The sequence below is a fragment of the Micromonospora sp. NPDC023814 genome (assembly GCF_040639595.1).
GTDB lineage: Bacteria > Actinomycetota > Actinomycetes > Mycobacteriales > Micromonosporaceae > Micromonospora.
In genome coordinates, this window is record NZ_JBFAAF010000041.1 from 43974 (window position 1) to 69184 (window position 25211).

At 74.9% G+C, this 25211-nt stretch carries 23 protein-coding genes; 12 read left to right on the forward strand and 11 right to left on the reverse strand.

The window, feature by feature from the left end:
• The first annotated feature begins 1 nt into the window (after window position 1).
• From AB0G14_RS21720 to AB0G14_RS21750, 7 genes are all read left to right on the forward strand, one after another.
• Window positions 2–613 (forward strand): hypothetical protein, encoded by a 612-nt coding sequence (locus AB0G14_RS21720; protein WP_357700036.1) that lies wholly within the window; start codon window positions 2–4, stop codon window positions 611–613.
• Window positions 610–1728, forward strand: a complete 1119-nt coding sequence (locus AB0G14_RS21725) for a peptidoglycan-binding domain-containing protein (RefSeq protein WP_357700038.1) — start codon at window positions 610–612, stop codon at window positions 1726–1728. Before AB0G14_RS21720 ends, AB0G14_RS21725 begins: the two co-directional genes overlap by 4 nt.
• On the forward strand, window positions 1725–2420 hold the full coding sequence (locus AB0G14_RS21730; RefSeq protein ID WP_357700040.1) for an ABC transporter ATP-binding protein: 696 nt from the start codon (window positions 1725–1727) through the stop codon (window positions 2418–2420). Before AB0G14_RS21725 ends, AB0G14_RS21730 begins: the two co-directional genes overlap by 4 nt.
• A 68-nt stretch (window positions 2421–2488) precedes the next feature.
• Window positions 2489–3670: an FtsX-like permease family protein gene (locus tag AB0G14_RS21735; protein ID WP_357700077.1), complete on the forward strand. Its 1182-nt coding sequence runs from the start codon at window positions 2489–2491 to the stop codon at window positions 3668–3670.
• 174 nt (window positions 3671–3844) lie between these two features.
• The gene (locus AB0G14_RS21740; RefSeq protein WP_357700042.1) at window positions 3845–4777 is read left to right on the forward strand and encodes a hypothetical protein; all 933 of its coding nucleotides are present in this window, start codon (window positions 3845–3847) and stop codon (window positions 4775–4777) included.
• Window positions 4778–4786: 9 nt separating this feature from the next.
• Window positions 4787–6025, forward strand: a complete 1239-nt coding sequence (locus tag AB0G14_RS21745; protein WP_357700044.1) for a histidine kinase — start codon at window positions 4787–4789, stop codon at window positions 6023–6025.
• Window positions 6022–6684, forward strand: coding sequence for a response regulator transcription factor (locus AB0G14_RS21750; protein WP_357700046.1), 663 nt, complete (start codon window positions 6022–6024; stop codon window positions 6682–6684). Before AB0G14_RS21745 ends, AB0G14_RS21750 begins: the two co-directional genes overlap by 4 nt.
• Before the next feature lie 25 nt (window positions 6685–6709).
• Here the strand turns inward: AB0G14_RS21750 and AB0G14_RS21755 are convergent, their stop codons facing one another.
• From AB0G14_RS21755 to AB0G14_RS21770, 4 genes are all read right to left on the reverse strand, one after another.
• On the reverse strand, window positions 6710–8077 hold the full coding sequence (locus AB0G14_RS21755) for a biotin carboxylase N-terminal domain-containing protein (RefSeq protein WP_357700048.1): 1368 nt from the start codon (window positions 8075–8077) through the stop codon (window positions 6710–6712).
• A gap of 87 nt (window positions 8078–8164) precedes the next feature.
• Window positions 8165–8788: a TetR/AcrR family transcriptional regulator gene (locus AB0G14_RS21760; RefSeq protein ID WP_357700050.1), complete on the reverse strand. Its 624-nt coding sequence runs from the start codon at window positions 8786–8788 to the stop codon at window positions 8165–8167.
• Between the two features lie 107 nt (window positions 8789–8895).
• A complete protein-coding gene (locus tag AB0G14_RS21765) occupies window positions 8896–11763 on the reverse strand; it encodes a hypothetical protein (RefSeq protein ID WP_357700052.1) in 2868 nt (955 codons plus the stop codon).
• A gap of 2 nt (window positions 11764–11765) precedes the next feature.
• Window positions 11766–13553, reverse strand: coding sequence for an HSP90 family protein (locus AB0G14_RS21770; protein WP_357700079.1), 1788 nt, complete (start codon window positions 13551–13553; stop codon window positions 11766–11768).
• Between the two features lie 118 nt (window positions 13554–13671).
• Between AB0G14_RS21770 and AB0G14_RS21775 the strand changes: the two genes are divergently transcribed.
• A complete protein-coding gene (locus tag AB0G14_RS21775; protein ID WP_357700054.1) occupies window positions 13672–15042 on the forward strand; it encodes an MFS transporter in 1371 nt (456 codons plus the stop codon).
• On the opposite strand, the gene AB0G14_RS21780 is transcribed toward AB0G14_RS21775, so the two are convergent.
• The gene (locus AB0G14_RS21780) at window positions 14933–15502 is read right to left on the reverse strand and encodes a VanZ family protein (protein WP_357700056.1); all 570 of its coding nucleotides are present in this window, start codon (window positions 15500–15502) and stop codon (window positions 14933–14935) included. The two genes, AB0G14_RS21775 and AB0G14_RS21780, sit on opposite strands and share 110 nt — an antisense overlap.
• 146 nt (window positions 15503–15648) lie before the next feature.
• Here AB0G14_RS21780 and AB0G14_RS21785 point away from each other — a divergent pair, with 146 nt between their 5' ends.
• Together AB0G14_RS21785 and AB0G14_RS21790 are read left to right on the forward strand one after the other, a co-directional pair.
• Complete coding sequence (locus AB0G14_RS21785; RefSeq protein WP_350702382.1) at window positions 15649–16179, forward strand: SigE family RNA polymerase sigma factor; 531 nt, start codon at window positions 15649–15651, stop codon at window positions 16177–16179.
• The gene (locus AB0G14_RS21790; protein WP_357700058.1) at window positions 16176–17390 is read left to right on the forward strand and encodes a hypothetical protein; all 1215 of its coding nucleotides are present in this window, start codon (window positions 16176–16178) and stop codon (window positions 17388–17390) included. The genes AB0G14_RS21785 and AB0G14_RS21790 overlap by 4 nt, the downstream gene beginning before the upstream one ends.
• 34 nt (window positions 17391–17424) lie before the next feature.
• On the opposite strand, the gene AB0G14_RS21795 is transcribed toward AB0G14_RS21790, so the two are convergent.
• The 6 genes from AB0G14_RS21795 to AB0G14_RS21820 form a co-directional block, all read right to left on the reverse strand.
• Complete coding sequence (locus AB0G14_RS21795) at window positions 17425–18327, reverse strand: sulfurtransferase (protein ID WP_357700060.1); 903 nt, start codon at window positions 18325–18327, stop codon at window positions 17425–17427.
• A 64-nt stretch (window positions 18328–18391) separates the two neighbouring features.
• Complete coding sequence (locus AB0G14_RS21800; protein WP_357700062.1) at window positions 18392–18838, reverse strand: hypothetical protein; 447 nt, start codon at window positions 18836–18838, stop codon at window positions 18392–18394.
• Between the two features lie 3 nt (window positions 18839–18841).
• Window positions 18842–19609, reverse strand: coding sequence for an SGNH/GDSL hydrolase family protein (locus tag AB0G14_RS21805; protein ID WP_357450146.1), 768 nt, complete (start codon window positions 19607–19609; stop codon window positions 18842–18844).
• Between the two features lie 186 nt (window positions 19610–19795).
• Window positions 19796–20824 carry a hypothetical protein gene (locus AB0G14_RS21810; protein ID WP_357700065.1) on the reverse strand — a complete coding sequence of 343 codons (1029 nt, stop codon included), beginning with the start codon at window positions 20822–20824 and terminating at the stop codon, window positions 19796–19798.
• 166 nt (window positions 20825–20990) lie between these two features.
• The gene (locus tag AB0G14_RS21815; protein ID WP_357700066.1) at window positions 20991–22166 is read right to left on the reverse strand and encodes a hypothetical protein; all 1176 of its coding nucleotides are present in this window, start codon (window positions 22164–22166) and stop codon (window positions 20991–20993) included.
• On the reverse strand, window positions 22163–22693 hold the full coding sequence (locus tag AB0G14_RS21820) for a SigE family RNA polymerase sigma factor (RefSeq protein ID WP_357700068.1): 531 nt from the start codon (window positions 22691–22693) through the stop codon (window positions 22163–22165). The genes AB0G14_RS21815 and AB0G14_RS21820 overlap by 4 nt, the downstream gene beginning before the upstream one ends.
• A gap of 152 nt (window positions 22694–22845) precedes the next feature.
• Here AB0G14_RS21820 and AB0G14_RS21825 point away from each other — a divergent pair, with 152 nt between their 5' ends.
• The gene (locus AB0G14_RS21825) at window positions 22846–24612 is read left to right on the forward strand and encodes a proline--tRNA ligase (protein WP_357700070.1); all 1767 of its coding nucleotides are present in this window, start codon (window positions 22846–22848) and stop codon (window positions 24610–24612) included.
• 56 nt (window positions 24613–24668) lie between these two features.
• On the forward strand, window positions 24669–25094 hold the full coding sequence (locus AB0G14_RS21830; RefSeq protein ID WP_357700072.1) for a CBS domain-containing protein: 426 nt from the start codon (window positions 24669–24671) through the stop codon (window positions 25092–25094).
• Window positions 25095–25211 lie beyond the last annotated feature (117 nt).

Sequence of the window (25211 nt, forward strand, 5' to 3'; positions counted from 1 at the left end):
CGTGCCATCTCGCCGTCGGCGGTCGTGGTTCGTCGGCCTCGGGGCCACCGCGTTGGTCGTCGCGCTCGCCGCCTGCGGCGCGGAGGACCAGCCACCGGCGGTCGCCACCGCGGGCGGCCCGGGCACCCAGCCGTCGACGACGGCGGCCGCCACCGGAGTCGTCGCCGAGTACGTGGAGGCGCAGCGGCAGTGGGTCGCCTGCCTGCGCGAGCGGGGCTTCCAGGTGCCGGACCCGGATCCCCGGGGCAGGGTCGACCTGCGGGCGCCCGGTGTCCCGAAGAAGGGCGACCCGAAGTGGATGGAGGCCCAGAAGACCTGCGCGAAGTACAGCGTGCCGATCCCGGACGAGCTGGAGGAGAAGCCGCCGGCGCTGACCGCGGAGGAGGTCGGGCACCGGCGTGCGTACGCCAGGTGCATGCGCGAGAACGGGGTCGCGGACTTCCCCGACCCGGGCCCGGACGGCTACTGGCCGCAGGACAACGACAACGGCGGCGGCCCCGCGGTCAGCGAGCAGCAGGCGGCCGCCCAGTACCGGGCCGGCCAGATCTGCGAGCCGGTGCTCCACGGCCAACCGTCGACCACGCCCGACCCGAACGCCACCGGCCGCGGGTGAGCGACCCGATGGACCCGACCGAGGGGAGCCGCCGCCGGCCACGCCGGCGGCTCCGGGCCGCAGCCGGCGCCGGTCTCGTGTTGGTGACGCTCGCGCTGGCCGGCGCGGCGACCCTCGGGCTCGGTGGCCGCGGCGACACCCCGACGCCGGCCCGCACCGGACCCGCCGCCACCGCCCCGATCACCCGACAGACCCTGGTCCGGTCCGTGGCGCTGGCCGGCGAACTCGGCTACGGCGCGGCCACCCCGCTAGCCTCGCTCGCGGCCGGCACGGTGACCTGGCTACCCGAGGTGGGGGCCACGGTCCGGCGGGGCGAGGCCCTGCTGCGCGCCGACGAGCAACCGGTGGTGCTGCTGTATGGCGCCCTGCCGATGTACCGGCCGCTGGCCGTCGGCGTGCGCGGCTCGGACGTGCGGCAGTTCGAACGCAACCTCGCGGCCCTCGGGTACGGCGGCTTCACCGTCGACGACACCTTCTCCGCGAGCACCACCGCCGCGGTGAAACGGTGGCAGGACGACCTCGGGATACCGGACACCGGCACGGTGGACCGGGAACGGGTGGTCTACGCCCCCGGCGCGATCCGCGTCTCCCAGCACCTGGTGCCCGTCGGCGCGAGCGCGACCGGCACCGTGTTGGCGTACACCGGCAGCACCCGGGTGGTGACGGTGTCCGCGGGCACCGGCGAGGCGGCCTGGGCGAAGAAGGGCACCAGGGTCACCGTGACCCTGCCGACCGGCGTCTCGATCGCCGGCAAGGTCGGGACGGTGGCCCCGCCGACCGCGCCGGCCGGCGGTCAGGGGCCAGCCGATCCGGAGCGGCCCGGCACCGCCGCCGCCACCGTCCAGGTCACCATCGCCGTCGCCGACCAGCGGGCGCTGGGCGGGCTGACCGACACGCCGGTCGACGTCCGGTACGTCGCGCAACAGCGCGAGAAGGTGCTCACCGTTCCGGTCGACGCGCTGCTCGCCCTGGCCGAGGGCGGCTACGGCGTCGAGGTCACCGGGCCCGGCGGCACCCGGATCCTGCCGGTGCGGGCGGGGCTGTTCGCCGAGGGGCGGGTCGAGGTGCAGGGCGAGGGCCTGGCCGAGGGGCTGCTGGTGGGGGTGCCGGGATGAGCGGGTACGTCATCGAACTGGCGGGGGTCTCCCGGACCCATCCGGGCGGGGTGACCGCGCTGCGCGAGGTCGACCTGCGCATCGGGTACGGCGAACTGGTCGCTGTCGTCGGTCCGTCCGGCTCCGGCAAGTCGACCATGCTGCACCTGATCGGCACGCTGGACCGCCCGTCGTCCGGCTCGGTGCGGATCGACCGGCACGACGTCTCGGCCCTCACCGACCGGGAACTGTCCGCGCTGCGCGGCACCCGGATCGGGTTCGTGTTCCAGCAGTTCCACCTGGCCGCCGGGATGCCGGTGCTGGACAACGTGGCCGACGGGTTGCTCTACGCGGGCGTACCGCTGCGGCAGCGACGGCGGCGCGCCGAGGCCGCGCTGCGGCGGGTCGGCCTCGGCCACCGGCTCGACCACCGGCCGCACGAGCTGTCCGGGGGCGAGCGGCAGCGGGTGGCCGTCGCCCGGGCGGTGGTCGGCGAACCGGCGGTGCTGCTCGCCGACGAGCCGACCGGCAACCTCGACTCCGCCTCCGGCACATCGGTGCTGGCGCTGCTGCGCGGCCTGCACGAGCAGGGCACCACCGTCGTGGTCATCACCCACGACCAGCAGGTCGCCGCCGACCTGCCGCGCCGGGTCGTGCTGCGGGACGGTCGGGTCGTGCACGATTCGGGCCGGACACCGGCGGTGCCGGCGTGACCGGGCACGCCGGCACCGGGGCGCACGGCACCAGCCCGCCGACCGCCGGTGCGGGTGGGCCCGGGAAGCTGCGGCCGGGTCGACTCTCCCCGGCCGACATCGCGCGGGTGGGCTCCGTCGGGCTGCGGACCCACCCACTGCGGGTCGCGCTCACCGCCCTGGGCATCGCCATCGGCATCGCCGCGATGCTGGCCGTGGTGGGCATCTCCACCTCCAGCCGGGCCGAGCTGGACCGGACCCTGGACCGGCTCGGCACCAACCTGCTCACCGTGGCGCCCGGGAAGACCCGGGCCGGGGAGAAGGCCGTCCTGCCCGAGCAGTCGGTGGGCATGATCGCCCGGATCGGACCGGTCGAGTCGGTCGGCGCGACGGGTGCCCTCGACCGGGCCGTCTACCGCACCGACCGGGTGCCGCCCGGCCAGACGGGCAGCATCGCGGTGTTCGCCGCGCAGCCGGAACTGCTCGACACGGTCGGCGCGACCGTCGGCTCCGGTTCCTGGTTCACCGCCGCGACCGCCGAGTACCCGACGGTCGTCCTGGGTGCCACCGCGGCGCGGCGGCTCGACGTACCGAGGGTCGGGCTCCGGGTGTGGCTGGGCGGCGAGTGGTTCACCGTGGTCGGCGTCCTCGCGCCCGTGCCGCTGGCCGAGGAACTGGACTCGGCCGCACTGGTGGGCTGGCCGGCGGCGAGGTCCTACCTCCAGTTCGACGGCCGGCCGACCCGGGTCTACGTCCGCACCACGGAGAGCCAGGTCGCGGCGGTGCGCGCGGTGCTGGGGCGGACCGCCAACCCGTCGGCACCGGAGGAGGTGGCCGTGTCCCGCCCCTCGGACGCGCTGGCCGCCCGGCAGGCCACCGACACCGCGCTCAACGGCCTGCTGCTCGGTCTCGGCGCCGTCGCGCTCCTGGTCGGTGGCGTCGGCATCGCCAACACGATGGTGATCTCCGTCCTGCAACGCCGGGCGGAGGTGGGCCTACGACGGGCGCTGGGCGCCACCCGGGGGCAGATCCGCGTCCAGTTCCTCGCCGAGGCGCTGCTGCTCTCCGCCCTCGGTGGGATCGGCGGCACGCTGCTCGGGGTGGGGATCACCGCGCTGTACGCGTACAGCCAGCAGTGGCCCACGGTGGTGCCGGCCTGGGCGATGGCCGGCGGCCTGGGCGCGACGGTGCTGGTCGGTACCCTCGCGGGCCTCTACCCGGCGATCCGCGCCAGCCGGCTCCCACCCACCACGGCCCTGGCCGGTCCCTGACCGGGCCGGGCCGGGCAGGAAACGCACACGAGGGCCTGTCAATATGCCCCGCGGCATATCCGTTCTGGCCTGCCGGCAGATGCCGCACCCCCGGCCCGCGGGCGATTGTCGAAGGCGACTGTTGTCGATGATCGAGGGAAATTCATGTCCACTGGTACGACAGGTTCAGCGCCCGTGAGAGCCCGCGCGACGGAGCGCGGTTGGCTGGTCCCAGCCACCGTTGTCGCCTGCATCGCGGCCCTGGCGACCGCGGTCACGCAGTCGGCCCTGCCGGCAGGCGACGGCTACACCAAGGGGTTCGCGCCCTGGTGGGTCTCGGCGATCAGCGCCGTGCTGGGTGCGTCGGTCGCGTCGGCCATGCAGCGGCCCGGCGCGGTCCGGATGCCCCGGAGAGCGGTGCTGGTCGTCGCCTGGTCCGCCACGATCCTGCTGATCTGGTCCGCCGGCGGAATCGTCTTCGACATGCTGCGCACACTCGCCGTGCTCGGTGTGCCGGGCCTGCCACCGGTCGTTGACTGGGCCGGCTTCGCGGCCCGGGCTGCCGCGCTCGCGGCCACGGCCCTGCTGGCCGCCGCCACCCTTTCCTACGCACGGGCCACCGCTGCCGCTTGCGCCGGCTGTGGCCGCGGCACGACGCGCCCACCGGGCTCCTGGTCGGGCTACGCCGCCTGCCTTCTGGTCCTGCCGTATCCCGCGCTGAAGGTGTACTGGGCGCTCGGCGGCCGGGTGGCCCGTTCGGCGATCGGTACGGAATCGGTCGAGGGATTCCCGATCGCCGAACTGGTCCTCTTCGGGGCGGCCGCGGTGCTCGGCCTCGCGCTGGTGCAGTCGTGGAGCCGGGTCTTTCCGCGGTGGATGCTGCTCGCAGGGGGCTGGACCGCGACGGGCGTACTGCTCAGCATGGGGGCACTGGCCGGGCTCGGCACCATCACGCAGGCACTTGGCCTGGTCGACGGTCCCGTACGCTTCGACGGCGCCGCGCGGATCGTGGCCCTCGTGTACGGGTCCTGGCTGCTACTCGGCCTCGCGTTCGGTGCCGCAACGCTCGGATACCAGCGACGCACCCAGCCAAGCTGCGAGCGGTGCGTTCGCCTGTCGGCTGCCTAGGCTGGACACATGCCGCGCTGGAGGCAAGCCACCCGAACCGATCTCCTGCTGGCGATCACCGCAGGCGCCCCGGTCGCCGCGCTGTCGTTGTACATGGCCTTCGTGTCGATGCCGGTCGGTCGGGCCGCACCGCTGGGATTGGGGGTGTTGATCGCGCATGCCGCGCTGGCGGCCCGGCGGACGGCGCCCCTGGCCTCGTACGGTGTGGTGTGCGTCGCGTTCGCGCTGCAGGCCGCCGCGAGCGGGCTCTTCCTGATCCTGCCCTCCGCACTGGTCTTTCCGGTCGCCGTCTACTCACTGGGTGTCCACGCGGCCCGGCGTGCCGCCGCGCCGGGGCTCGCCGTGGCGGCCGTCGCGGCCGTCCTGGCCGGCCTCCGGTTCGTCGCGGACCCCAGCGTGACGGCGGCCGGGCTCCGGCCGAATCCGATCCCGGTCTGCGGGCTGTTGCTCGCCACCGTCGTCGCGGCGTGGAGCTTCGGGCTGTACCGCCGCACCCAGCTCGCCTACCTCGCGCTACTCGAGGAACGCACCCGGCAGGCCGCGACCGAACAGGAAGAGCGCGCCCGCCGAGCGGTCCTCGACGAACGGACCCGGATCGCTCGGGACATGCACGACGTCATCGCGCACTCTCTCTCCGTCATCCTCAGTCAGGCCAAGGGCGGACAGTTTCTCGTTCGCACCGAGCCGGAGCGGGCAGCGGAGGTTCTGGCAACCATCGAGAACGTCGGTCGCCTCGCCCTGACGGACACGCGTGGCCTGCTCGGCATCCTCCGATCCCCGGAGCCTGGCCGCGTTCCCGCCCAGGGCGGCAGCGGAGAGAACGGGGCCCGCGAAACCCGCGAACCCCAGCCGGGCCTGCGGGACCTGCTCCAACTGCTCGACCGGGTACGGGCCGCCGGGCTGACGATCAGCTACCACGAAGAGGGCTCTGCGCGACGCGTCAGCCCGGGTGCCGAACTGGCGGTCTTCCGCACGGTGCAGGAGTCGCTGACCAACACCGTCAAGCACGCCGGGCCGGTCGCCCGGGCAGAGGTCCGGTTCAACTGGACCCGGGACAGCCTGGTCGTGACGGTCCGCGACCGGGGCGGCCGGGGCGGCCGAAGCGTCGATTCCAAGGGAACCGGCCTTGGTCTCGTCGGAATGCGGGAACGGATCACCGCGGTCGGCGGATCGTTGTCGGCCGGACTCGACGGTGCCGGCTTCCTGGTCACCGCCCGACTTCCTTACGACGTGGAGAAGGCCGCATGACGATCCGGGTGTTCATCGTCGACGACCAGGATCTCGTTCGCGCGGGCGGCGCGATGGTCGTCGACGCGCAAGACGACATGACCGTGGTCGGGCAGGCGGCCGACGGGGCGCAGGCCCTCCGACTGCTCGCGGTCACCACGGCAGACGTCGTGCTGATGGACGTCCGGATGCCCCGCGTCGACGGTGTGACAGCGACCCGCCAACTGCTCGCCGCTCCTGGACCGCAGCCCAAGGTCATCGTCCTGACCACGTTCGATCTCGATGAGTACGCCTTCGCGGCGCTACGGGCCGGTGCGAGCGGATTCCTGATCAAGGACGCCCCGGCGGACGAGATGCTGACCGCCATCCGTGCGGTGCATCGCGGCGACGCGGTCATCGCGCCGTCGACCACCCGCCGCCTGCTCGACCACGTCACCGCGCACCTGCCCGCTCCTGCGGGCGGACCGGATCCGGCGGCCGTGCTCACCCCACGGGAACGCGAGGTGCTGCTCGAAGTGGCCCGAGGATCCTCGAACGCCGAGATCGCCGCTCGGCTGTTCCTCTCCGAGGGGACGGTGAAGATCCACGTGAGTCGGGTCCTGGCCAAACTCGGCCTGCGCGACCGGATACACCTGGTCATCTGGTCCTACGAGCAGCGCCTCGTCCGCCCCGCCGACTGATTCCGCCCACGGGCGCCGACTCCGGTCAGCGCATCCGGCCGACGATGCCGGTGTCGTAGTCGCCCGAGAGGAACTCCTCGTTCTCCAGCAGCTCGGCGAAGAAAGGGAGGTTGCACTTCGGGCCGGTCAGCTCGAAGCCGGCCACCGCGGCGCGGGCGCGGGCGATCGCCTCCGCGCGGTCCTTGCCGCTGACGATGAGCTTGGCCATCAGGCTGTCGTAGAACGGGGTGACCGTGTTGCCGGCGACGTAGCCCGAGTCGACCCGGACGCCCTCGCCGGTCGGCTCGGTCCAGGCGGTGATCGCGCCGGGGCCGGGCAGGAAGCGCTTCGGGTCCTCGGCGTTGATCCGCAGCTCGATGGCGTGCCCGCGCGGGGCGAGCGCGTCCGGGTCGAAGGTCGGCGCCAGGCCGGCGGCCACCCGCAACTGCTCCTCGACCAGGTCGACGCCGTAGACCAGCTCGGTGACCGGGTGCTCCACCTGGAGCCGCGTGTTCATCTCCAGGAAGAAGAACTCTTCGGAGGCGGGGCCATCACCCTGCGCATCCCGCTCACGCGGGACCAGCAGGCACTCCACCGTGCCCGCGTTGCGGTAGCCGACCGCCTCGCCGGCGCGCACGGCCGCGGCCAGGAAGCGCTCCCGCAGCTCGGGCGAGACCGCCGGCGACGGCGACTCCTCGACCAGCTTCTGGTTGCGCCGCTGCACCGAGCACTCCCGCTCGCCGAGGGCCACCACCCGGCCGTCGGCCAGGCCGAGGATCTGCACCTCGACGTGGCGTACCCGGGGGAAGTAGCGCTCGATCAGCACCGAGCCGTCGCCGAACATCCGCTCGGCGAACGAGCGCACCTTGTCGTACTCCGTGCGGAGCGCGGCCTCGTCCTTCGCCACGCCCATGCCCATGCCACCGCCGCCGGCCGCGGCCTTGACCATCACCGGGTAGCCGATCTCCGCCGCCGCGGCCACGGCCGCGTCCAGATCGGCCGCCGGGTCGGTGGTGCCGGGCGCGACCGGCACCCCGGCCGCCGCCATCAGGTTCCGGGCATTGATCTTGTCGCCCATCGCGGTGATCGCGTCCGCGCCGGGCCCGACCCAGATCAACCCGCTCGATTCGACCGTACGGGCGAAGTCGGCGTTCTCCGACAGGAAGCCGTAGCCGGGGTGGACGGCCTGCGCGCCGGTCGACTTGGCGGCGGCGAGGATGGCCTCGACGTTGCGGTAGCTCTGGGCCGGGTTCGCCGGGCCCACGCACACCGCCTCGTCGGCCTCGGCCACGAACGGCAGGCCGGCGTCGGCCTCGGAGTGCACCGCGATCGCGCGGACGCCGAGCCGCCTGGCGGTACGGATGATCCGGCGGGCGATCTCGCCCCGGTTGGCGACCAGCAGCGACTCGATCATGTTTCCTCCCAGGCGTCCGGGGGTCGGGACGGGTGCCAGGTAACCATGACCGCTCGGTTACTGACGAGTCGCCACCCCCGCGTGGAATCAGGGATTGGGGTGGGCCAGGAGGGCGGCCAGGGTGGCACCGCGCAGCAGCTCGGCCCGGCGGCGCCGGTCCACCTCGCCGCCGAGGAACGGCGTCGAGTTCATCAGGCCGAACGCGGCGTGGGCCAGCACCCGCGCCTCGCCGTCGGGCATGCCCGGGTGCAGGGCGGTCAGCACGGTCACCCACTGTTCGACGTAGAGCCGCTGGAGCCGGCGGATCCGGCGGCGGGGCTCGTCGGGGAGACGGTCCAGCTCGTGCAGGTGCAGGGCGATCACCGCCGGGTTGGCCAGCGCGAACTCGACGTGGAAGTCGATCAGCGACTCCAGCGCGCCGCGCGGATCGTCGGGGTGGCCGGCGGACCGTTGCTGACCGCCGGCGAGCAACTCCTCGCTGACCGGGATCAGCGCGGCGACCAGCATCGCCTCCTTGCCGGCGAAGTGGTGGTAGAGCGCCGGGCCGGTGACCCCCGCGGCCGCACCGATGTCGTCCATCGAGACGCCGTGGTAACCACGGGAGGCGAAGAGGCCGACCGCGATCTCCAGGATCTCGTCCTTGCGGGACCGACGCCGGCCCGACCCCGCGGTGCCGCTCGCCCTGCCCCGTGCCTGCTGCTCGACCGTCACCGGCCAAGCGTAGACCGAGTCGCGGGCGGCGTGGAGGCTCGGTTACCCACCGGTCGCTTCCGTCCGGGCCGGGCACCTGGGGAAACCCGGCCCGGACGGCGCGACCGTCAGTGCTCGTGGTCGAGGTCGTACTCGGCCCGCAGGGCGGCGGCCTCGGCCGGACGATCCAGCAGGTCCAGCGCCCGGGCCAGGAGCCAGGCAGCCTGCTGCACCGGGCGGGATCCGGCCGGCAGGCCGCCGAGCACCTCGCGCAGCAGCCGCTCCGCCTCGGCCGGCCGGTCCAGCCGCAGCAGCAGCTCGCCGGTGAAGACCTCCACCTGCGCGGCCTCACCGAACGCCTCGATCGACCGGAGCCGGGCGGGCACCCCGACCAGCCGGTCGTACGCCTCGGCCGCCCGTCCCTCCCCGGTCAGCACCCGCGCCCCGACCTCGGCCGCCAGGGCCAGCTCGTACGTCACCGGCGGCGGCTCGTCGGGCTGACCGGCCAGCCCCGCCGCCAGCTTGTCCAGCAACTCGACGGTGCGCAGGGCCGTCGCCTCATCGCCCGCCCAGAACTCCGCGTACGCCTGCCGGCGGCGGGCCCGGAGCTCGTCGAGCGGCAGGTCGGCCTGCCGGTACGCGGTCGCCGCCGCCGCGAACCGCCCCGCCGCCAGCGCGTCCCGGTCGGCGCCGTAGAGGATTCCGCCGGCCTCCTCCAGCACCTGCGCCCGGTGCGGGAGGTTGTCCGGTCCGTCCAGGTTCTCGGCGAGCTGGTCGAGCAGGGCGAGCGCCGGGTCGATCTCGCCCAGCCCCTCGTAGACGCCGGCCAGCAGGTGCCGGCACCGGTCCGCCTCGGCCTGCGCGCCGAGCCGGTCGAGCCCGAGCACCGCCTCCTCCGCGACCTCGGCCGCCTCGCCCAACCGGCCCGCGACCCGGTACGCGTTCGCCAACTCCCAGCGCAGGAAGGCATCCCCCTCGGCGCCCCGCTCGACGCAGAGCGTCACCGCCTCGGCGAAGTCGTCCACCGCGTCGACGGCCCGGCCGGCGGCCATCAGTGCCCGGGCCCGGGTGACCCGAACCGGCAGCCACGCCTCGGCCGGCGCCACCCGCAGCGCCTCGTCGCAGGCGGCGACCGCCTCGGCCGGATCGTCGGCCGTCCGGGCGTACGCCAGGCAGGCGGCGGTGACGACGTCGCCGAGACCGAGGTCCCGACCGAGGTCGCGGGCCCGGTGGGCGGCGGCCCGGGCGTCCGCCTCCCGGTCGAGCTGTTCGAGCACGTGGGCCCGGTGCAGCGCGATCCGGGCGGCCAGCCACGGGTCGCCGGCCGCCTCGGCCGGCACCCGGTCGAGGGCGTCGAGCGCCTCCGCCCAGCGCTCCCGGTGCATGAGCGCCAGCGCGACCCGGTCCAGCCCGGCGACCCGCTGCCGGTCGTCGCCCCGCCGGTCGAGCACGTCGGCGGACGCCCGGACCAGCTCCAGCCCCTCGTCCGCGCTCTCGTCGGCTCTGGCCAGCAGCACGCCGAGCCGCCCGGCGACGACCTGCGCCCGAACCTCGTCACCCAGCTCCCGGTACGCCGCGATCGCCGCCCGGTGGGCCTCGACGGTGGCCGGCGCGTCCTCGTCGCCCAGCTCGGCGGCGCGCAGCTCCAACCGGTGGGCCGCCGTCCCTGCCGGGAGTTCCCCGGCGCCGAACCGGTCGTCCCAGGCGGCCAGCGCGGCCCGGAACGCCTCGCGGTCGTGGCGGCGCAGCCGCTCCTCGGCGAAGTCGAGCAGCTCGTCGGCGCCGGCGTCGGCCGGCACCGGGACGCTGGTGGCGCCTGCGGCACCCGGTGCCGGCGCGCGGTCGGCCGCGCCGGCCGGACCGGCCGTCGCCGGCCGTACGGGCCGACGACGCAGGCTGGCCGAGAGCGGCAGGTGCGCACCCGTCGGCTCGGCGGCGAGCCGACGGGCCACCCACTCGGACTGGTACGAGGTGCCGTTGCGGGCGTCGAACCGGGCGGCCAGCGCGGTCGCGGTGCCGGTCAGCTCGGCGGCGAGCGCGGACGCCGCGATCTCCCCGGCCGGCCGGTCGCCGGCCGCCCGCCGGTAGACGGTCAGCTCGCCGGCCCGGCGCAGCGCGGCGGCACCGGCCGCGGCGAAGTGCATGGCGGCGGCCGGCGAGGGAGCCCGGTCCAGCCAGTCCAGGTGCCGCTCGACGATCTCCACCGCGCGGGCGTCGTTCCCGGTCAGCGTGCAGAACTCGACGTGGTTGCCGATGTCCCACAGGTCCGAGAGGTTGCCCCGCAGCCGGCGGTACGCCTCCCGGTGGGCGTCGCGCGCCTCCTCCCCGCGCTCCGTGCGCAGGTACGGCACCAGCAGCGCGGTGAGGATGGCCTGCGGCTGCTCGGTGCAGCTCAGCCGGCCGGCGAGGACCGGCTCCGCCAGCGCGACCGCCTCGGCGTGCCGGCCGGTGTCGGCGAGGTACTGCACCTGGGTGGTCGGGTCGCAGCCGGCGCAGTCGGACAGCTCGTCGCGGGGGGTGGTCTGCCAGAGCCGGTACCAGTGCGCGGCGGCGTCGGCGTCGCCCAGGTGGTCCGCCACCAGGAACCGGTGCTTGTGGACTGCCTGGAGGCTGTGGCCGCCCTCGCGGTAGCGGCGCTCCATGTCGTCGAGCACCGCGTTGGCGCGGTCCAGCGGGATCTCGGGGAACCGCAGCAGCCCGGTGACCATGTACTTGAAGTGCCACAGCAGTTGGTGGGCGTAGCGCTGGTGGTACGGCTGCGGGTCGCGGTCGAACTCGGCCAGGCACCAGGAGAAGGTGACGAAGGACTTCGCCGGCTCGCCGCCGTAGACGTACGCGGTGGTGGCCTGCATCCGGGTCACGAAGGCCAGCTCCCGGTCGTCGCCGGCGTCCACCCGGCGCAGCAGCTGCTCGATCGCGGCGATCTGCCCCGCGCCGTACGGCATGTTGGCGACCTCGCGGAGCACCCGCCACAGGTCCTCGTCTTCGATGCTCACACTCACTCCTGTCCCGGCACGGCCCGGCCGAGCAGGCCGAGGAAGGAACTGTTCAGCAGCGCGGCGTCGGCCGCGCGGATCGGATGGTGCCCGAGCAGCAGCGCCTGCCCGTAGAGCGCCTCGACGGCCAGCCCGGCCAGCTCCGGGTCGGTCAACGTGGTGACCCGGCGGACCAGCGGGTTGCGGTGGTTGAGCACCAACTGCGGGCGGTCCGGCGGCGCGGAGGCGGCGAGCGCGTCGAGCACCCCGCCCCACAGCTCGTCGGCCCGGTCCCGGGTCGCCGCGAGCTGGTCGTTGAACGCCGCCGACCGGCTCACCAGGTAGAGCGCCGGCAGCGAGACCGGGTCGTACGCCCGGACCACCACCTCGCAGCCGAGCCGTTCCAGGGCCCGCTGGGCGCCGGTGAGGAACGGCCGCAGGGCCAGCTCGACCTGCGGGTCGAGACTGTCGAAGCGGGTGGTCAGGTCGCTGGGCTCCAGCCGCTCGATCAGCACGGCACGGTCCACCGTGGGCAGCCGCTCGATCAGCTCCGTGTCGTAGGTGTATCCGCCGTTCACCACCGCCAGGTCCTGCGCGGCGGCGACGGCGGCGAGCTGGCGGAACTCGTCCAGGCTGGCCGCGTAGCGGACCACCCCGTGCCGCTGCCGGAACTCGGCCAGGGTGAGCGTGCCGACGTTGGTGTCCATCGGCCACCACTGGTCGACCAGGCGGAGCATCTCGTCGTCGTGCAGGGCGAGCGCCTTCACCCCGAGGTGGTGCACCTGGAGGAACTCGGCGAGCCGCCGCGGGTCGTGCTTGGCGAGCCGGACCAGCCAGCCGCGCACCTGGTCGCCGAGGGCCTCCCGGGTGGCCGCGAGCAGGCCGTCCTCGTAGAGCGCCTCCCGGCTGGCCGTCGGCCGCAGCTCACTGGCGTCCACCACGCAGTGCGCGAAGAAGGCCCAGTCGGGCAGCAGCCCGTCGGCGTGCTCGGTGAGCAGCATCCGCTTGAGGTAGACCTTGTGGCCGGCCCGGGACGCGGGGTTCACCGGGTTCGGCAGGATGAAGGCCGCCCCGGTCAGGCCGGCCTCCGGCACCGACAGCGGCAGCACGTCGAAGGGGTCGAAGCCGAGCGTCTCCCGGGCGTGGCGGACCAGCGCGGCCCGGTCGACCGGCGCGCCCGGGGTGGCCGGCCAGGGCGGCGGGCCGGCGGTGGTCACCACGTCGCCGACCCGGACGGTGACCGGCAGCAGCGAGCCGAAGAGCCGGGCCAGGTCGACCACCGTCGGGGTGCCGAACCACTGGTCGGCGTCGCGGCGCGGCACCAGCGTCACCGTGGTGCCCGGCTCGGCCCGCCCGGCGCCGGGCGCGGCCAGCTCGACGGCGTACCGGCCGTCGGAGTGACCCGTCCAGTGCACCGTCGGGTGGTCGCCGTGCCGGGTGACCACCCGGATCTCGTCGGCCACCAGGAAGCACGAGAGCAGGCCGATGCCGAACTGGCCGAGGAACTCGTGCCGGGAGAAGCCCAGCTCGTCGCGCTTGGAGCTGCGGCCGATGGTGGCGAGCAACTCGTGCACCTGCGCCTCGGTGAGGCCGATGCCGGTGTCGTGCACCCGCAGCGTGCCGTCGCCGGTCAGCTCCGGTGGCTCGACGCGCACCAGCGCGGGCGCGTCGGGGTCGGTCGCGCGACGCGCGGTGATCGCGTCGACGGCGTTCTGCAGGAGCTCGCGGACGTACACCCGCGGGCTGCCGTAGAGGTGGTGACTGAGCAGGTCGACCACGCCACGGAGGTCGACCTGGAAGGTGTGGTCCACGCTGGAGTGCTCCCCGGGTCCGATGCCGGCGCCCACCGTACCGATGATCACCGACACGCGCGTCCCCCTTTCCCGGCGGCTTGACCCTCGACCCGGTCGACCCCCGAGGCTCGCCGTCATGACCGCATCCCCGCTCGGCCGCGACTACCGGCTGCTCTGGTCCGCCGCCGTGTCCTCGCGCCTCGGCGACGCCCTGCGTACGCCGACACTGGCGCTGCTGGCCGCGACGCTGACCCGTGATCCCCGGGTGATCGCGGTGGTGACCGTGGCCGGGCAGCTCCCGCCGCTGCTGTTCGGCCTGCTCGGCGGCGTGTACGCGGACCGCTGGGACCGCCGCCGCACGATGGCGGCGGTGGACGGGCTGCGCGCCGCCGTGGTGGGCGGGCTGGCGGTCGCGGTCGCCCTCGACCGGGCCGGCGTCGCGGCGCTGGTGGCGGCGGCGTTCCTGCTCGCCGCGCTCGGCACCCTGTTCGACGCGGCCGCGTTCGCGATGCTGCCGTCGGTGGTGCCGCCGGCCGCCCTGTCCCACGCCAACGGCCGTCTCCAGGCCGGCACGGCGGTGGCCGGGGGCTTCCTCGGCGCCCCCGCCGCCGGCGTGCTCTTCGCCCTCGCCGCGCCCCTGCCGTTCGCCCTCGACGCCCTCACCTTCGCCGCCGCCGCCCTCCTCACCCTCGCCCTGCGCCCGACCCGCCCCCACTTTCCGCGATCTTGCACGTTGCGCCCCGACAAACCCGTCCATGTGCCGCAGAGCGAGGGCCACAACTGCAAGATCGCGGAGAGCGGGCGGGGGCAGGGGCAGGGGCGGGGGCGCGGCGGGAGGAAGGGGGCGGTGTGGCGGGAGGTCTTCGAGGGGGTGCGGTGGGTGCGTGGGGACGGGGTGCTGTGGCGGCTCACCGTGCTGACCGCCGGGAGCAACCTGGCGATCAGCGGGTTGCTGGCGGTGCTGGTGCTCTACGCGCTCGACGTGCTGCGGGTGCCCCCCGCCGGGTACGGGCTGTTCGCCGCGGCGGCCGTCCTCGGCGGGCTCGCCGGGGGGCTGGGGGCGGGCAGGCTGGCCGCCCGACTCGGCACGGTGCCCGTGCTCCGCGCCGTGCTCGCCGCCCAGGCCGTCGCGCTGACCGGGCTCGCGCTGGCCCGGCACCCGCTGCCCGGCGGGCTGGCGCTGGCCGTCTTCGCGGCCGGCACCACGGTGTGGAACAGCCTCTGGGCCGCGTACGGGCAGGGCCGCGTGCCGGCCCACCTGCTCGGCCGGGTGGGTTCCGCCCAGCGGATGGTCGGCCTGCTCACCGCACCGCTGGGGGCGGCGCTCGCCGGGCTGGCCGGGACGGCGTACGGGGTCGGGCCGGTGGCGGCGGCGGTGGCCGGCGTCTTCGTGCTGGTCACCCTCGCGGCGTGGCGGGTGCTGCGACCGGCCGCCCCGGTGCCGCCCGCCGCCCCGCCCACCACCGCCGGGACAGCAGGCCGGCCAGGGCGGCACCCGTCGCGTTGAGCAGCACGTCGTCGACCGAGGAGACCCGGCCGAGGTCGAGCGCGTACTGCAACGACTCGACCAGCACAGAGCCGGCCGCGCCGAGCAGGAACAGCCGGCCGACGCCGGCCAGCGCGGCCAGCCGTACCGGGGCGAAGAAGCCCAGGGCGGCGAAGACCAGCAGGTTGCCGACCACCTGGACCACGGCGGTCGCCGGCGGCCCGGTCAGCAGGTCGACCAGGTCCCGCAGCGGCACCGCGTCGACCTGGCGGGGCGCGGCGCGCGGGGTGAGGATCATCCACACCCAGGGCAGGGTGCCGGCCACCGCGCCCACCTCGGCGACGCTGCGCCGCCACGCCTCCCGCGCGGTCGCGGCATCCCGCCGGCAGCGGGCGAGCACGGCGGTGGCCAGGACCAGCAGGGGCAGCCCGGCGAGCACGGCGAGCAGGACGCCGCCCCAGTCCCGCCACACCTGCGCCATCGGCGCAGCCTAGCCGGGCACCCGCTGCCGGTGGTGCGGCCGGAGGGGCGCATCGGAACCTGGTGCCGGTGGCGCCCAACCTTTTCCGGTGGCCCGTGCGTCTGCCAGGTGACGCCGCACGCGACGGCCGGCCGGAGGGAGGGCGGATGGGACCGGCGACGACCGACGACGGGCGGGACGGCTACGTCACCTTCGTCGAGTGCCACCAGCACCGGCTGCTGCGCGCGGCCTACCTGGTCTGCGGCAACCGGCACCAGGCCGAGGACCTGCTCCAGGACGCGCTGCTCAAGCTCGCCCTGCGCTGGCCCACCGTGCGGCACGGCGACCCGGCCGCGTACGTGCGGGCCATCCTCTACCGCGACGCCGTCTCCTGGTGGCGGCGACGCCGACGGGAGTGGCTGAGCGCGTACCCGCCGGAACGGGCGGCGCAGGAGGGCGACGGGGCGCTACGGCTCGCGCTGCGCGACGCGCTCGACCACCTGCCGCCCCGACAGCGGGCGGTGCTGGTGCTGCGCTACTTCGAGGACCTCACCGAGGCGGCCACCGCCGAGGCCCTCGGCGTCACCGTCGGCACCGTGAAGAGCCAGTGCCACGCGGCGCTGCGCCGGCTCCGCGAGGTCGCGCCGGAACTGGGCCGCGACGACGGCCTGGCGAGCGGGATGGAGGTGAAGTCGTGAAGGAAGAGGAACTGACCCGACTGCTGACCCTGGCCGCCGAGGACGTCCGGCCGGCACAGCCGGCGACGGCGGGCTGGGAACGGGCCCGCCGGGTCCGGCGCACCCGCCGCGCCGCCGGTGCCGGTGCGCTCGCGGTCGCCCTGCTCGCCGGCGGTACGGCAATCGCAGTGCGCCCCGCCGACCCGCCGCCACCGGCCACCAGCGCGACACCGAGCCCGACCCGGCACCCCGCGCCCGTGCAGACGCCGCCGGCCGAGCTGAGCTACCCCGGTGACCCGCTGGGCCGGCTCGGTGACCCGGTCGCCGCGACGCTCTCGGCCAAGCCGGTCCGCCGGGCGCTGGCGCTGCACCAGCCGGTCGACCCGCAGACCGGCGCCGAGGGACGGATCCGGGTGCTCGGCGACGACGGCATCGTCCGCGACCTCGACGTGGTCACCCCGGCCCGGACCCGCGACGCCGAGGGCAACGAGGCGGTGCCGCTGAAGACCGGCAGCCTCTCCCGGGACGGGCGGACGGCCGCCTTCGCCCAGACCGACGAGGTGATCGTGGTCGACCTGACCACCGCGGCGGTCCGTCGGTTCCCGCTCAAGGGTTACCTGGAGCACGTCCTCTGGTCCGGCGACCGGCTGCTCGTCGGCGACGACGCGACGACGTACGAGGTGGATCCGCGCACCGGCGCCGCCCGGAAGCTGCCGGTGTCGCCCTGGAACGTGGTGACGCCCGACCCGGCCGCCCCGGACCTGCGCGACCCGGCCGACCCCGGCCGGAACGACCGGCCGAACGTCCTGCTCGAGCTGGGCGGTACGCCGCCGAGCGTGACGCGGATCGAGTGGGGTGGCGACGGCACGCACCGGAGCAGCGGCCGGGTCGACTTCCGCGCGCTGCCCCCCGGCAACCTGGTCGAGGAGTTCTACGGGCGCGGCTGGCAGCGCGGCGACATGGTGGCCCGGGCCGGCTGGATCACCACCGGCAACATGGGCTGGCTGGAGGGGGTCGCGGTGCTGAACGCCCGGACCGGCGTGGTGACCCACCTGCTCAACCTGGGCCGGGACCGTTGGAAGGGCTGCTGCGAGGTGCTCGGCTGGGACCGCGACGGCTCGGTGCTGCTCCGGCACAACCCCGGCGGGCTGCTGCGCTGGCGGCCGGACACCGTCGAGGTCACCGGCGTGACCCGGAACCTGTACGGCGCGGTCTCCCTCGCCGCCGGCTGAGCCCGCCGGCTGACCCCGCCGGCCCGGCCGACCGTCAGCTCGGCAGGCCGCCCGGCTGGTCACCCTTCACGACGGGGGCCCGGACCAGGTTGCCCCACTCGGTCCACGAGCCGTCGTAGTTGCGCACCTGCGGGTAGCCCAGCAGGTGCCGCAGCACGAACCAGGTGTGGCTCGACCGCTCGCCGATCCGGCAGTAGGCCACGATGTCGTCGTCCGGGGCGAGCCCGAGCTGGTCGGCGTAGATCGCCCGCAGCTCGTCGGGCGACTTGAACGTGCCGTCGTCGTTCGCGGCGGACTTCCACGGCTTGTTCACCGCACCCGGGATGTGCCCACCGCGCAGCGCGCCCTCCTGCGGGTAGTCGGGCATGTGCAGCATCTCGCCGGTGTACTCGCCCGGCGACCGGACGTCGACCAGCGGGCGACCCGCCGCGACGTGCGCCATCACCTGCTCGCGGTACGCCCGCAGCGGCGCGTCGTTGCGCTGCGGCACCGGGTAGTCGGCGCGCGGCCGGGACGGCTTGTCCCGGGTCAGCTCCCGGCTCTCGGCGATCCACTTCTGCCGCCCGCCGTCGAGCAGCCGCACGTCCGGGTGACCGAAGAGCGAGAACACCCAGAGGGCGTACGCGGCCCACCAGTTGAAGTTGTCGCCGTAGAAGACGACCGTGTCGTCCCGGCCGATGCCCTTGGCGGCGCACAGCTCGGCGAAGCTCCTCGCGTCGAGGTAGTCCCGGGTCACCTGGTCGTTCAGCTCGGTGTGCCAGTCCACCTTGACGGCACCCGGGATGTGACCGGTGTCGTAGAGCAGCACGTCCTCGTCGCACTCGACGACGACGAGGCCCTCGTCGCCCAGGTGGTCGGCCAGCCACCGGGTGGTGACGAGCCGCTGCGGGTCCGCGTACGACTGGAGTCGGGGATCGGGATCGCTCGGCACAGACATGATCCCCAAGGTACGCCGGATCGCGGGCCGGCGGCCCGGCATCGGCAACCGGGTCGCCGGGCGGTCAGGCGCGGCGGTGGGCGATCCGACCGGCGACCACGGTCACCAGGCAGGCGCCGGTGGCGTCGAACACGGCCAGGTCCGCGCGACCGCCCGGCACCAGCGCCGGCGGCACGACGGCGGGCAGCACCCGCAGGTCGCCCCGGTCCACGGCGGCCCGCAGCGCGGGATCGGCCACCTGTTCCGCCAGCACCGCGGTCACTCCCCGACGCAGCAGCGCGTGCACCCGCTCGCGCGGGGTGTCGGCGGCCGGGAGCGGGGCGTCGTGCAGCAGCCCCGGCCCGAGCGTGCCCGGCCAGCGGCGGATCCGGGCGCCGGCGTACGTCCCGGTCAGCTCGGCCAGCGGCCCGACCGCGATGATCCGGTCGGCCCGGACCGCGACGGCGGCCCCGGCGGTCGGCGGGGCGTCGGGAGCGGTCCGCAGCAGCGGCGCGGTGTGCAGGGTGAGCACGGCTCAGTCCGTGACCGGGCCGAGCGACGGCCGCTTCGCGGTGACCGTGTCGCCGGACGAACGGCCGGTGAGCCGGCGCTTGATCCACGGTGCCAGGTGCTGCCCGGCCCAGCGCAGGTCGGCGGCCCGGGCGGCCAGCCAGGGCGTCGGCGCCGGGTGCGGCGGCACCATCAGCCACTCCTCGTCGCAGCCCACGCCGAGCGCCGTCAGCACCTGCCCGGCCACCCGGCGGTGCCCGGCCGCCGAGAGGTGCAGCCGGTCGGTGCTCCACAGCATCGGGTTCAGGTAGGTGTCGTCGGCGTACAGGTCGACCAGGATCGCGCCGTGCCGCTCGGCCGTCTCGCCGACGGCCCGGTTGAGCAGCTGCACCCGGGGCGCGACGAGCCGCTGACCGGGCAACCGGGCCATCACGTCGGCGAACCGGAAGAGGACCACGTCGGCGCCGCCGGAGCGCAGGTCCCGCACCACGTCGTCGAAGCGGGCCACCAGCGCGTCCGGGTCGAAGGTGCGGCGCAGCACGTCGTTGCCGCCGGCGGCGAAGCTGATCAGGTCGGGCTTCATCGCGAGCGCCGCCGGCACCTGCTCGGCCACCACGTTCGGGAAGAGCCGGCCCCGGATGGCCAGGTTCGCGTACCGGAAGTCGGGGCCGGCCTCGGCGGCGAGCCGGGTGGCCACGAGATCCGCCCAGCCCCGGTACGTGCCGTCCGGGTACGCGTCGTCCATGCCCTCGGTGAAGCTGTCTCCCACCGCCACGAAACTGCGCCAGCGCACCCGCGCCTCCCCCTGTCGCCCCGGTCGACCGCCGGCCAGTCTGTCACCGGGCCGGCCGGCCCGTCACCGCGCCGACCGCCCGACGTGGCGGAGGTCCCACCGGACACGCGGGGGCCGTCGCGCCCCGTGTCGCGACGGCCCCGGCGAATGGTGGCGCCGGGTCCGACCGGCGCACCTGTCCGCGCCTCAGGCGCGGTGACCGATCGGGCGGCCCAGCGCCGCCGGCTCCGGGCGGCTGGTCACCTCGCCGGAGGCGCTCACCTCGTGGATCCGGGCGGGCTGGCCGTTCTCGTGCACCCGGATCACCATCGCGCCGCCCGCGCCGAGGAAGAGGGAGAGGTGGCCGCGGGTGGCCTCGACCGGCAGCGACGCGGTCCGGCCGGTGGCGGTGTCGACCAGCGTCCAGCCCGAGACGATCCGCGAGGGATCGGTGGCCTGCGGGCCGACCGCGACGTAGCGGCCGTCGTCGGAGACGCCGGTGACGGTGAAGCCGCCCTCCTCGGTCTCCGCGCCGTGCCGGACCTCACGAACCAGCCGGCCCCGGGCGTCCCGGACCACGATCCGGTCGTCTGCCCGGTACGCCTGGAAGTCGCCGTTCGCCGAGCGGACGGTGTCCCGGGCGAACTGCTCCGGCGTCTGCGCCGTGAACCCGCCGGTCGCCAGGTCGAGCAGGCCCTTCGTGCCGGAGCCGACCAGGATCACCTTCATCGAGCCGGAGTCGCCGGCCCAGGCGGGGTGGTTGCCGAGGCAGTAGACCCGCTGCGACAGGGTCTTCCGGTCGGAGCCGTCCAGGTTGGCCACGGTCAGCCGCCCCTCGCCCCGGTCGTTGCCGGTCACCCAGGCGACCCGCCGGCCGTCGGGCGACACCGAGACCGAGTTGCCCACGCAGTACCGCTCGTTCGGCACCTCCGCGTGCCGGGTCACCCTGCCGTCGCGCAGCGAGGTGACGTACTGGCTGCCGCCGTCGCGGGTCAGGTAGTAGAGGGTGGCCGGGCCGCCCGCCGCGCCGCCGTTTCCGGTGGTCGACACGGTGGAGGAGCCGGTCGGCTGGGCCGCCGGGACGGCGGCCGGCGGGTCGGCCGGGGCGGCGACCGGCCCCGACCCCGGGGCGGAGCAGGCCGCGCCGCCGAGGAGGGCCAGGGCGGCCACCGAGAGGGCCACGACCCGCCGGAGGGTCTGGGTGCTGCGGGCGGCGCGGGCGACGGCAACGGTCATGGTTCGGTCCTTTGTGGATGGTGGTGCGTGGGGGTGACGCCATCCCAGACGTCACCTCGATCGGACGGGGTTGCCGGTCGCCGGAAGAAATTCCGCGAACTTTTTCGACGCGAAAGGCGGGCCACCCCGGGGAGGGGTGGCCCGCCTTCGACAGGGCAGATCCGGCTCAGTCGGCGACGCCCAGGATCTGCTGCCCCTTCAGGGACGTCGGCTCCGGCGTCTCGCTGATCTTCCGGCCATCGCCGTCGAGCAGCACGAGTACGTTGCGGTCACCCACGCCGACCCTGGCGACCAGCGTCCCGTCCGCCTGGAAGTACGCCTGGAGCAGCTTCCGGCCGCCGAGTTCCAGGTCGAGCTTCCTGCCGGTACGCGTGTCGAGCACCGCGTTCACGTCGAGTTCCCGCGCCACGTCGCCCGACTCCTCGCCCGGCCCCCGCAGGCGCAGCGCGATCCGGGAGCCGTCCGGGGAGAGGCTAGCGACGTCGAAGCAACTCCTGTCGGCGTTCCCGCCCAAGTTCGGGACGGACCGGCCCTTCCGCCCGTACTGGTCCGTCAGCGTCACCCGACCCGACGAGGCGTCGGGGAAGGCGAGCACCTTCCCGTCGGCGGACCAGAGCGGGTGGCAGCCCCGCAGGTCGCCGATCCGGGTGAACTTCCCGCTCGACAGCTCGACCACCCCGACCTCGGTGACCATGCTCGGCTCGGCCGAGACGACCCGCGACACGGTGACCCGCTGCGAGTCGGGCGCCCAGGCCGGCGTCCAGCAGTCCGGGTCGACGAGGTTGCCGCGGTAGGTCCGGGCGTCTGTGCCGTCGACGTCGGCGACGTGGAGGTACGAGGAGTCGTCGACCCAGGCCACCCGCTCGCCGTCCGGCGAGACGACCGCGTTGCTGATCGCCGCGTCCGTCGGAACGGAAAGAAGCCGGACGGGCTCGGAGCCCGGTCGGAACGACCAGAGGCGCACCGGGCCCGCGCCCTCCGCACTGCGCTGCGGGCCGTAGAAGACCCGCCCGATGGTCGCGGTCGGCCCCGCCGCCCCGGAGCTCACTGCGGCCTCCGGGGAGGCGGTGGTCGTCGGCGTCGCCTCGCTCGGGGTCGGGGTCGGGGTGAGGGTGGTCGAAGGGGTGGTGGCCGGCACGGGCGCGGGGCCGTCGTCGCGGGGCATCAGCGCGAACGCGGTGCCGGTGGCCGCGCCCAGCATCACCACTGCGGCGGCGGAGGTGGCGACGGCGCGCTGGACGCCGAGCCGACGGGAGGTACGCAGGGCCCGGTCGCGCAGGTCGACCGGGCTGACCTCGTCGGCGAGCGCGGCCAGGTCGAGCCGGAGGCGGTCGTCGTTCATCGGGCGCTTCCTTCCAGGACGTACAGCTCGGCGAGTTCCGGGGCGACGGTGCGCAGCTTGGCCAGGGCCTTGGAGGTCTGGCTCTTCACGGTGCCGACGGTGACGCCGAGCAGGTCGGCGGCCTCGGCCTCGGTGCGGTCCTCGAAGAACCGCAGGACCAGCACGGCGCGTTGCTTGGCGGAGAGCTTCTGCAACGCGGCCCGCAGGGTGAGCCGGAGCGTGGTCTGCTGGGCGTGGTCGGGGGCCGAGCCGCCTCCGCGCGGCTCGGGCATGTCGCCCGGCATCGACTCGGCGACGCGGCGGCGTCGCCACCAGGAGACCTGGAGGTGGTACATGGTCTTGCGGGTGTACGCCTCGGCGTTTCCGCTGTGGTGCAGCCGGTTCCACGAGCGGTGGGTCCGGGCCAGCGCGGACTGGACGAGGTCCTCGGCGAGGTGCTGGTCGCCGGTGAGCAGGTAGGCCGACCGCAGCAGCGCCGGGGTGCGGGTCCGGACGAACGAGTCGAACTCACTCAGGAGAGGGTCCACACGAGCCGATCCTTGGGGGTAGGTGGTGCAGGGTCGTGACGCCATCCCAGACGCCACCCCGATCCGGCGGGGTTGCCGCCGGCCGCGAAAATCTTCCTCGCGCGCGACAAATCGGATCGCCGACCCGTCGGCGCCCGCCGTACGCTGCGCCAATGCTGCTACGCATGTCGACCCTGCTGCTCCGGACCCTGCGCGAGGACCCGGCCGACGCGGAGGTGCCGAGCCACCGGCTCCTGCTGCGGGCCGGCTACATCCGTCGCGCCGCACCGGGCGGCTACACCTGGCTGCCGCTGGGCAAGCTGGTGCTGGACCGGGTCACCGAGGTGGTCCGGCAGGAGATGACGGCGATCGGCGACCAGGAGGTGCACTTCCCGGCGCTGCTGCCGGCGGAGCCGTACCGGACCAGCGGGCGGTGGACGGAGTACGGCGACGACATCTTCACCTTCGCCGACCGGCGCGGCGCCGAGCACCTGCTCGCGCCCACCCACGAGGAGCTGGCCGCGCTGCTGGTCAAGGACCTGTTCACCTCGTACCGGGACTTCCCGGTGACGCTCTTCCAGATCCAGACGAAGTTCCGGGACGAGGCCCGGCCCCGGGCCGGCCTGCTGCGCGGGCGCGAGTTCCTGATGAAGGACGCCTACTCGTTCGACCTCGACGACGCGGGGCTGGCGGCGGCGTACGACCGGCACCGGGACGCGTACCGGCGGATCTTCGACCGGCTCGGGCTGGAACACACGATCGTGCGGGCGACGTCGGGGGCGATGGGCGGTTCGGCGTCGGAGGAGTTCCTGGCGGCGACGCCGGTCGGCGAGGATACCTTCGTCGGCTGCACCGCCTGCGACTACGCCGCGAACACCGAGGCGGTGACCACGCCCGCCCCGCCGGCCGGCGACCCGGACGCGCAGCCGGCGGCCCAGGTGCACGACACCCCCGAGACCCCGACCATCGCCAGCCTGGTCGAGTTGGCCAACGCCCGCCGGCTGGGCGGCCGGGACGACTGGACCGCCGCGGACACCCTGAAGAACGTGGTGCTCCGCCTGCGCCGACCCGGCGCGGAGGAGGCCCAGCTGCTTGTGGTGGGGCTGCCCGGCGACCGCGAGGTGGACCTGAAGCGGCTCGGGGCGGCGGTCGCGCCGGCCACCGTGGACGTCTTCGACGGCTGGGACGCCCACCCGGAGCTGGTTCGCGGCTACATCGGCCCGCAGGTGATGGCGAAGCTCGGCATCCGCTACCTGGTCGACCCGCGGGTGGTGCCGGGCACCGCCTGGCTGACCGGCGCGAACGAGCCGGGCCGGCACGCGACCGGGGTGGTCTGTGGCCGGGACTTCGTGCCGGACGGCACGATCGAGGCGGCCGAGGTGCGGGCCGGCGACCCCTGCCCGGCCTGCGGCACCGGTGAGCTGACCATCCGGCGGGGCATCGAGATCGGGCACATCTTCCAGCTCGGCCGCCGCTACACCGACGCCTTCGCCGTCGACGTGCTCGGCCCGGCCGGCAAGCCGGTCCGGCCGACCATGGGCTGCTACGGCATCGGGGTGTCCCGGGCGGTGGCCGCGATCGCCGAGCAGCACCACGACGAGCGGGGGCTGGTCTGGCCGGCGGCGGTCGCGCCGTGCGACGTACACCTGATCGCCGCCGGGAAGGGACCGCAGCTGGAGGCGGCGCTGGAGCTCGGCGGGCGGCTCGCCGCCGCCGGCCTGCGGGTGCTGGTCGACGACCGGACGCACGTCTCGGCCGGGGTGAAGTTCACCGACGCCGAGCTGGTCGGCATCCCCCGCGCCGTCGTGGTCGGCCGCCGCCTCGCCGAGGGGTACGTCGAGCTGCGCGACCGGGCCTCCGACGAGCGCGTCGAACTGCCGGTGGACGGGGTGGCGGAGCGACTCGTCGCGGAGGTGCACCGGGAGCGCGGCGACGTGTAGCGGGCGCGCCACGGGGTACCGCAGTCCGATCGGCCGGATGTTCTCTGGAGGCTCTCATGACCGGTTACCGGGTCAGCGACGTGATGACGAAGCAGGTCATCTACCTGCCCGCCGAGACCACCCTGGACGAGGCGGCCCGGGTGATGAAGGAGGCGGACATCGGCGACGTGGTGGTCACCGACGGTGCCACCCTCGCCGGCATGCTCACCGACCGGGACATCGTGGTGCGGGCGGTGGCCGAACGCGGCGACCCGGCCGCCACCACCATCGGCTCGATCATCACCCGGGAGGTGGTGATGATCGAGCAGCACTCGACCGCGGCCGAGGCGGCGGCCCTGATGCGGGAGCGGGGCATCCGGCGGGTGCTGGTCTGCGACGCCGATCGCAAGTTGGTCGGCATCGTCTCCCTCGGCGACCTCGCGATGCAGCTCGATCCCCAATCGGCGCTGAGCGAGATCAGCGAGCAGGCCCCGACCGTCTGAGGTGCAAGGAAGGGCCCCTTCCTAACGCCTCGGGTTCTAGGGATCGTTGCAACGCCTGACGTGATCAGGGGTTGCAGTGTTCGAGATCCGTGGGGATCGCAGGCCGCAGGGTCCGAA

Excerpts from the sequence above, each read along its gene's own strand:
- AB0G14_RS21755 (WP_357700048.1), bottom strand. The coding sequence starts at position 8,077 with ATGATCGAGTCGCTGCTGGTCGCCAACCGGGGCGAGATCGCCCGCCGG.
- AB0G14_RS21780 (WP_357700056.1), bottom strand. The coding sequence starts at position 15,502 with ATGGCGCAGGTGTGGCGGGACTGGGGCGGCGTCCTGCTCGCCGTGCTC.
- AB0G14_RS21775 (WP_357700054.1), top strand. The coding sequence starts at position 13,672 with ATGACCGCATCCCCGCTCGGCCGCGACTACCGGCTGCTCTGGTCCGCC.
- AB0G14_RS21815 (WP_357700066.1), bottom strand. The coding sequence starts at position 22,166 with ATGAACGACGACCGCCTCCGGCTCGACCTGGCCGCGCTCGCCGACGAG.
- AB0G14_RS21825 (WP_357700070.1), top strand. The coding sequence starts at position 22,846 with ATGCTGCTACGCATGTCGACCCTGCTGCTCCGGACCCTGCGCGAGGAC.
- AB0G14_RS21730 (WP_357700040.1), top strand. The coding sequence starts at position 1,725 with ATGAGCGGGTACGTCATCGAACTGGCGGGGGTCTCCCGGACCCATCCG.
- AB0G14_RS21795 (WP_357700060.1), bottom strand. The coding sequence starts at position 18,327 with ATGTCTGTGCCGAGCGATCCCGATCCCCGACTCCAGTCGTACGCGGAC.
- AB0G14_RS21810 (WP_357700065.1), bottom strand. The coding sequence starts at position 20,824 with ATGACCGTTGCCGTCGCCCGCGCCGCCCGCAGCACCCAGACCCTCCGG.
- AB0G14_RS21745 (WP_357700044.1), top strand. The coding sequence starts at position 4,787 with ATGCCGCGCTGGAGGCAAGCCACCCGAACCGATCTCCTGCTGGCGATC.
- AB0G14_RS21830 (WP_357700072.1), top strand. The coding sequence starts at position 24,669 with ATGACCGGTTACCGGGTCAGCGACGTGATGACGAAGCAGGTCATCTAC.
- AB0G14_RS21785 (WP_350702382.1), top strand. The coding sequence starts at position 15,649 with ATGGGACCGGCGACGACCGACGACGGGCGGGACGGCTACGTCACCTTC.
- AB0G14_RS21750 (WP_357700046.1), top strand. The coding sequence starts at position 6,022 with ATGACGATCCGGGTGTTCATCGTCGACGACCAGGATCTCGTTCGCGCG.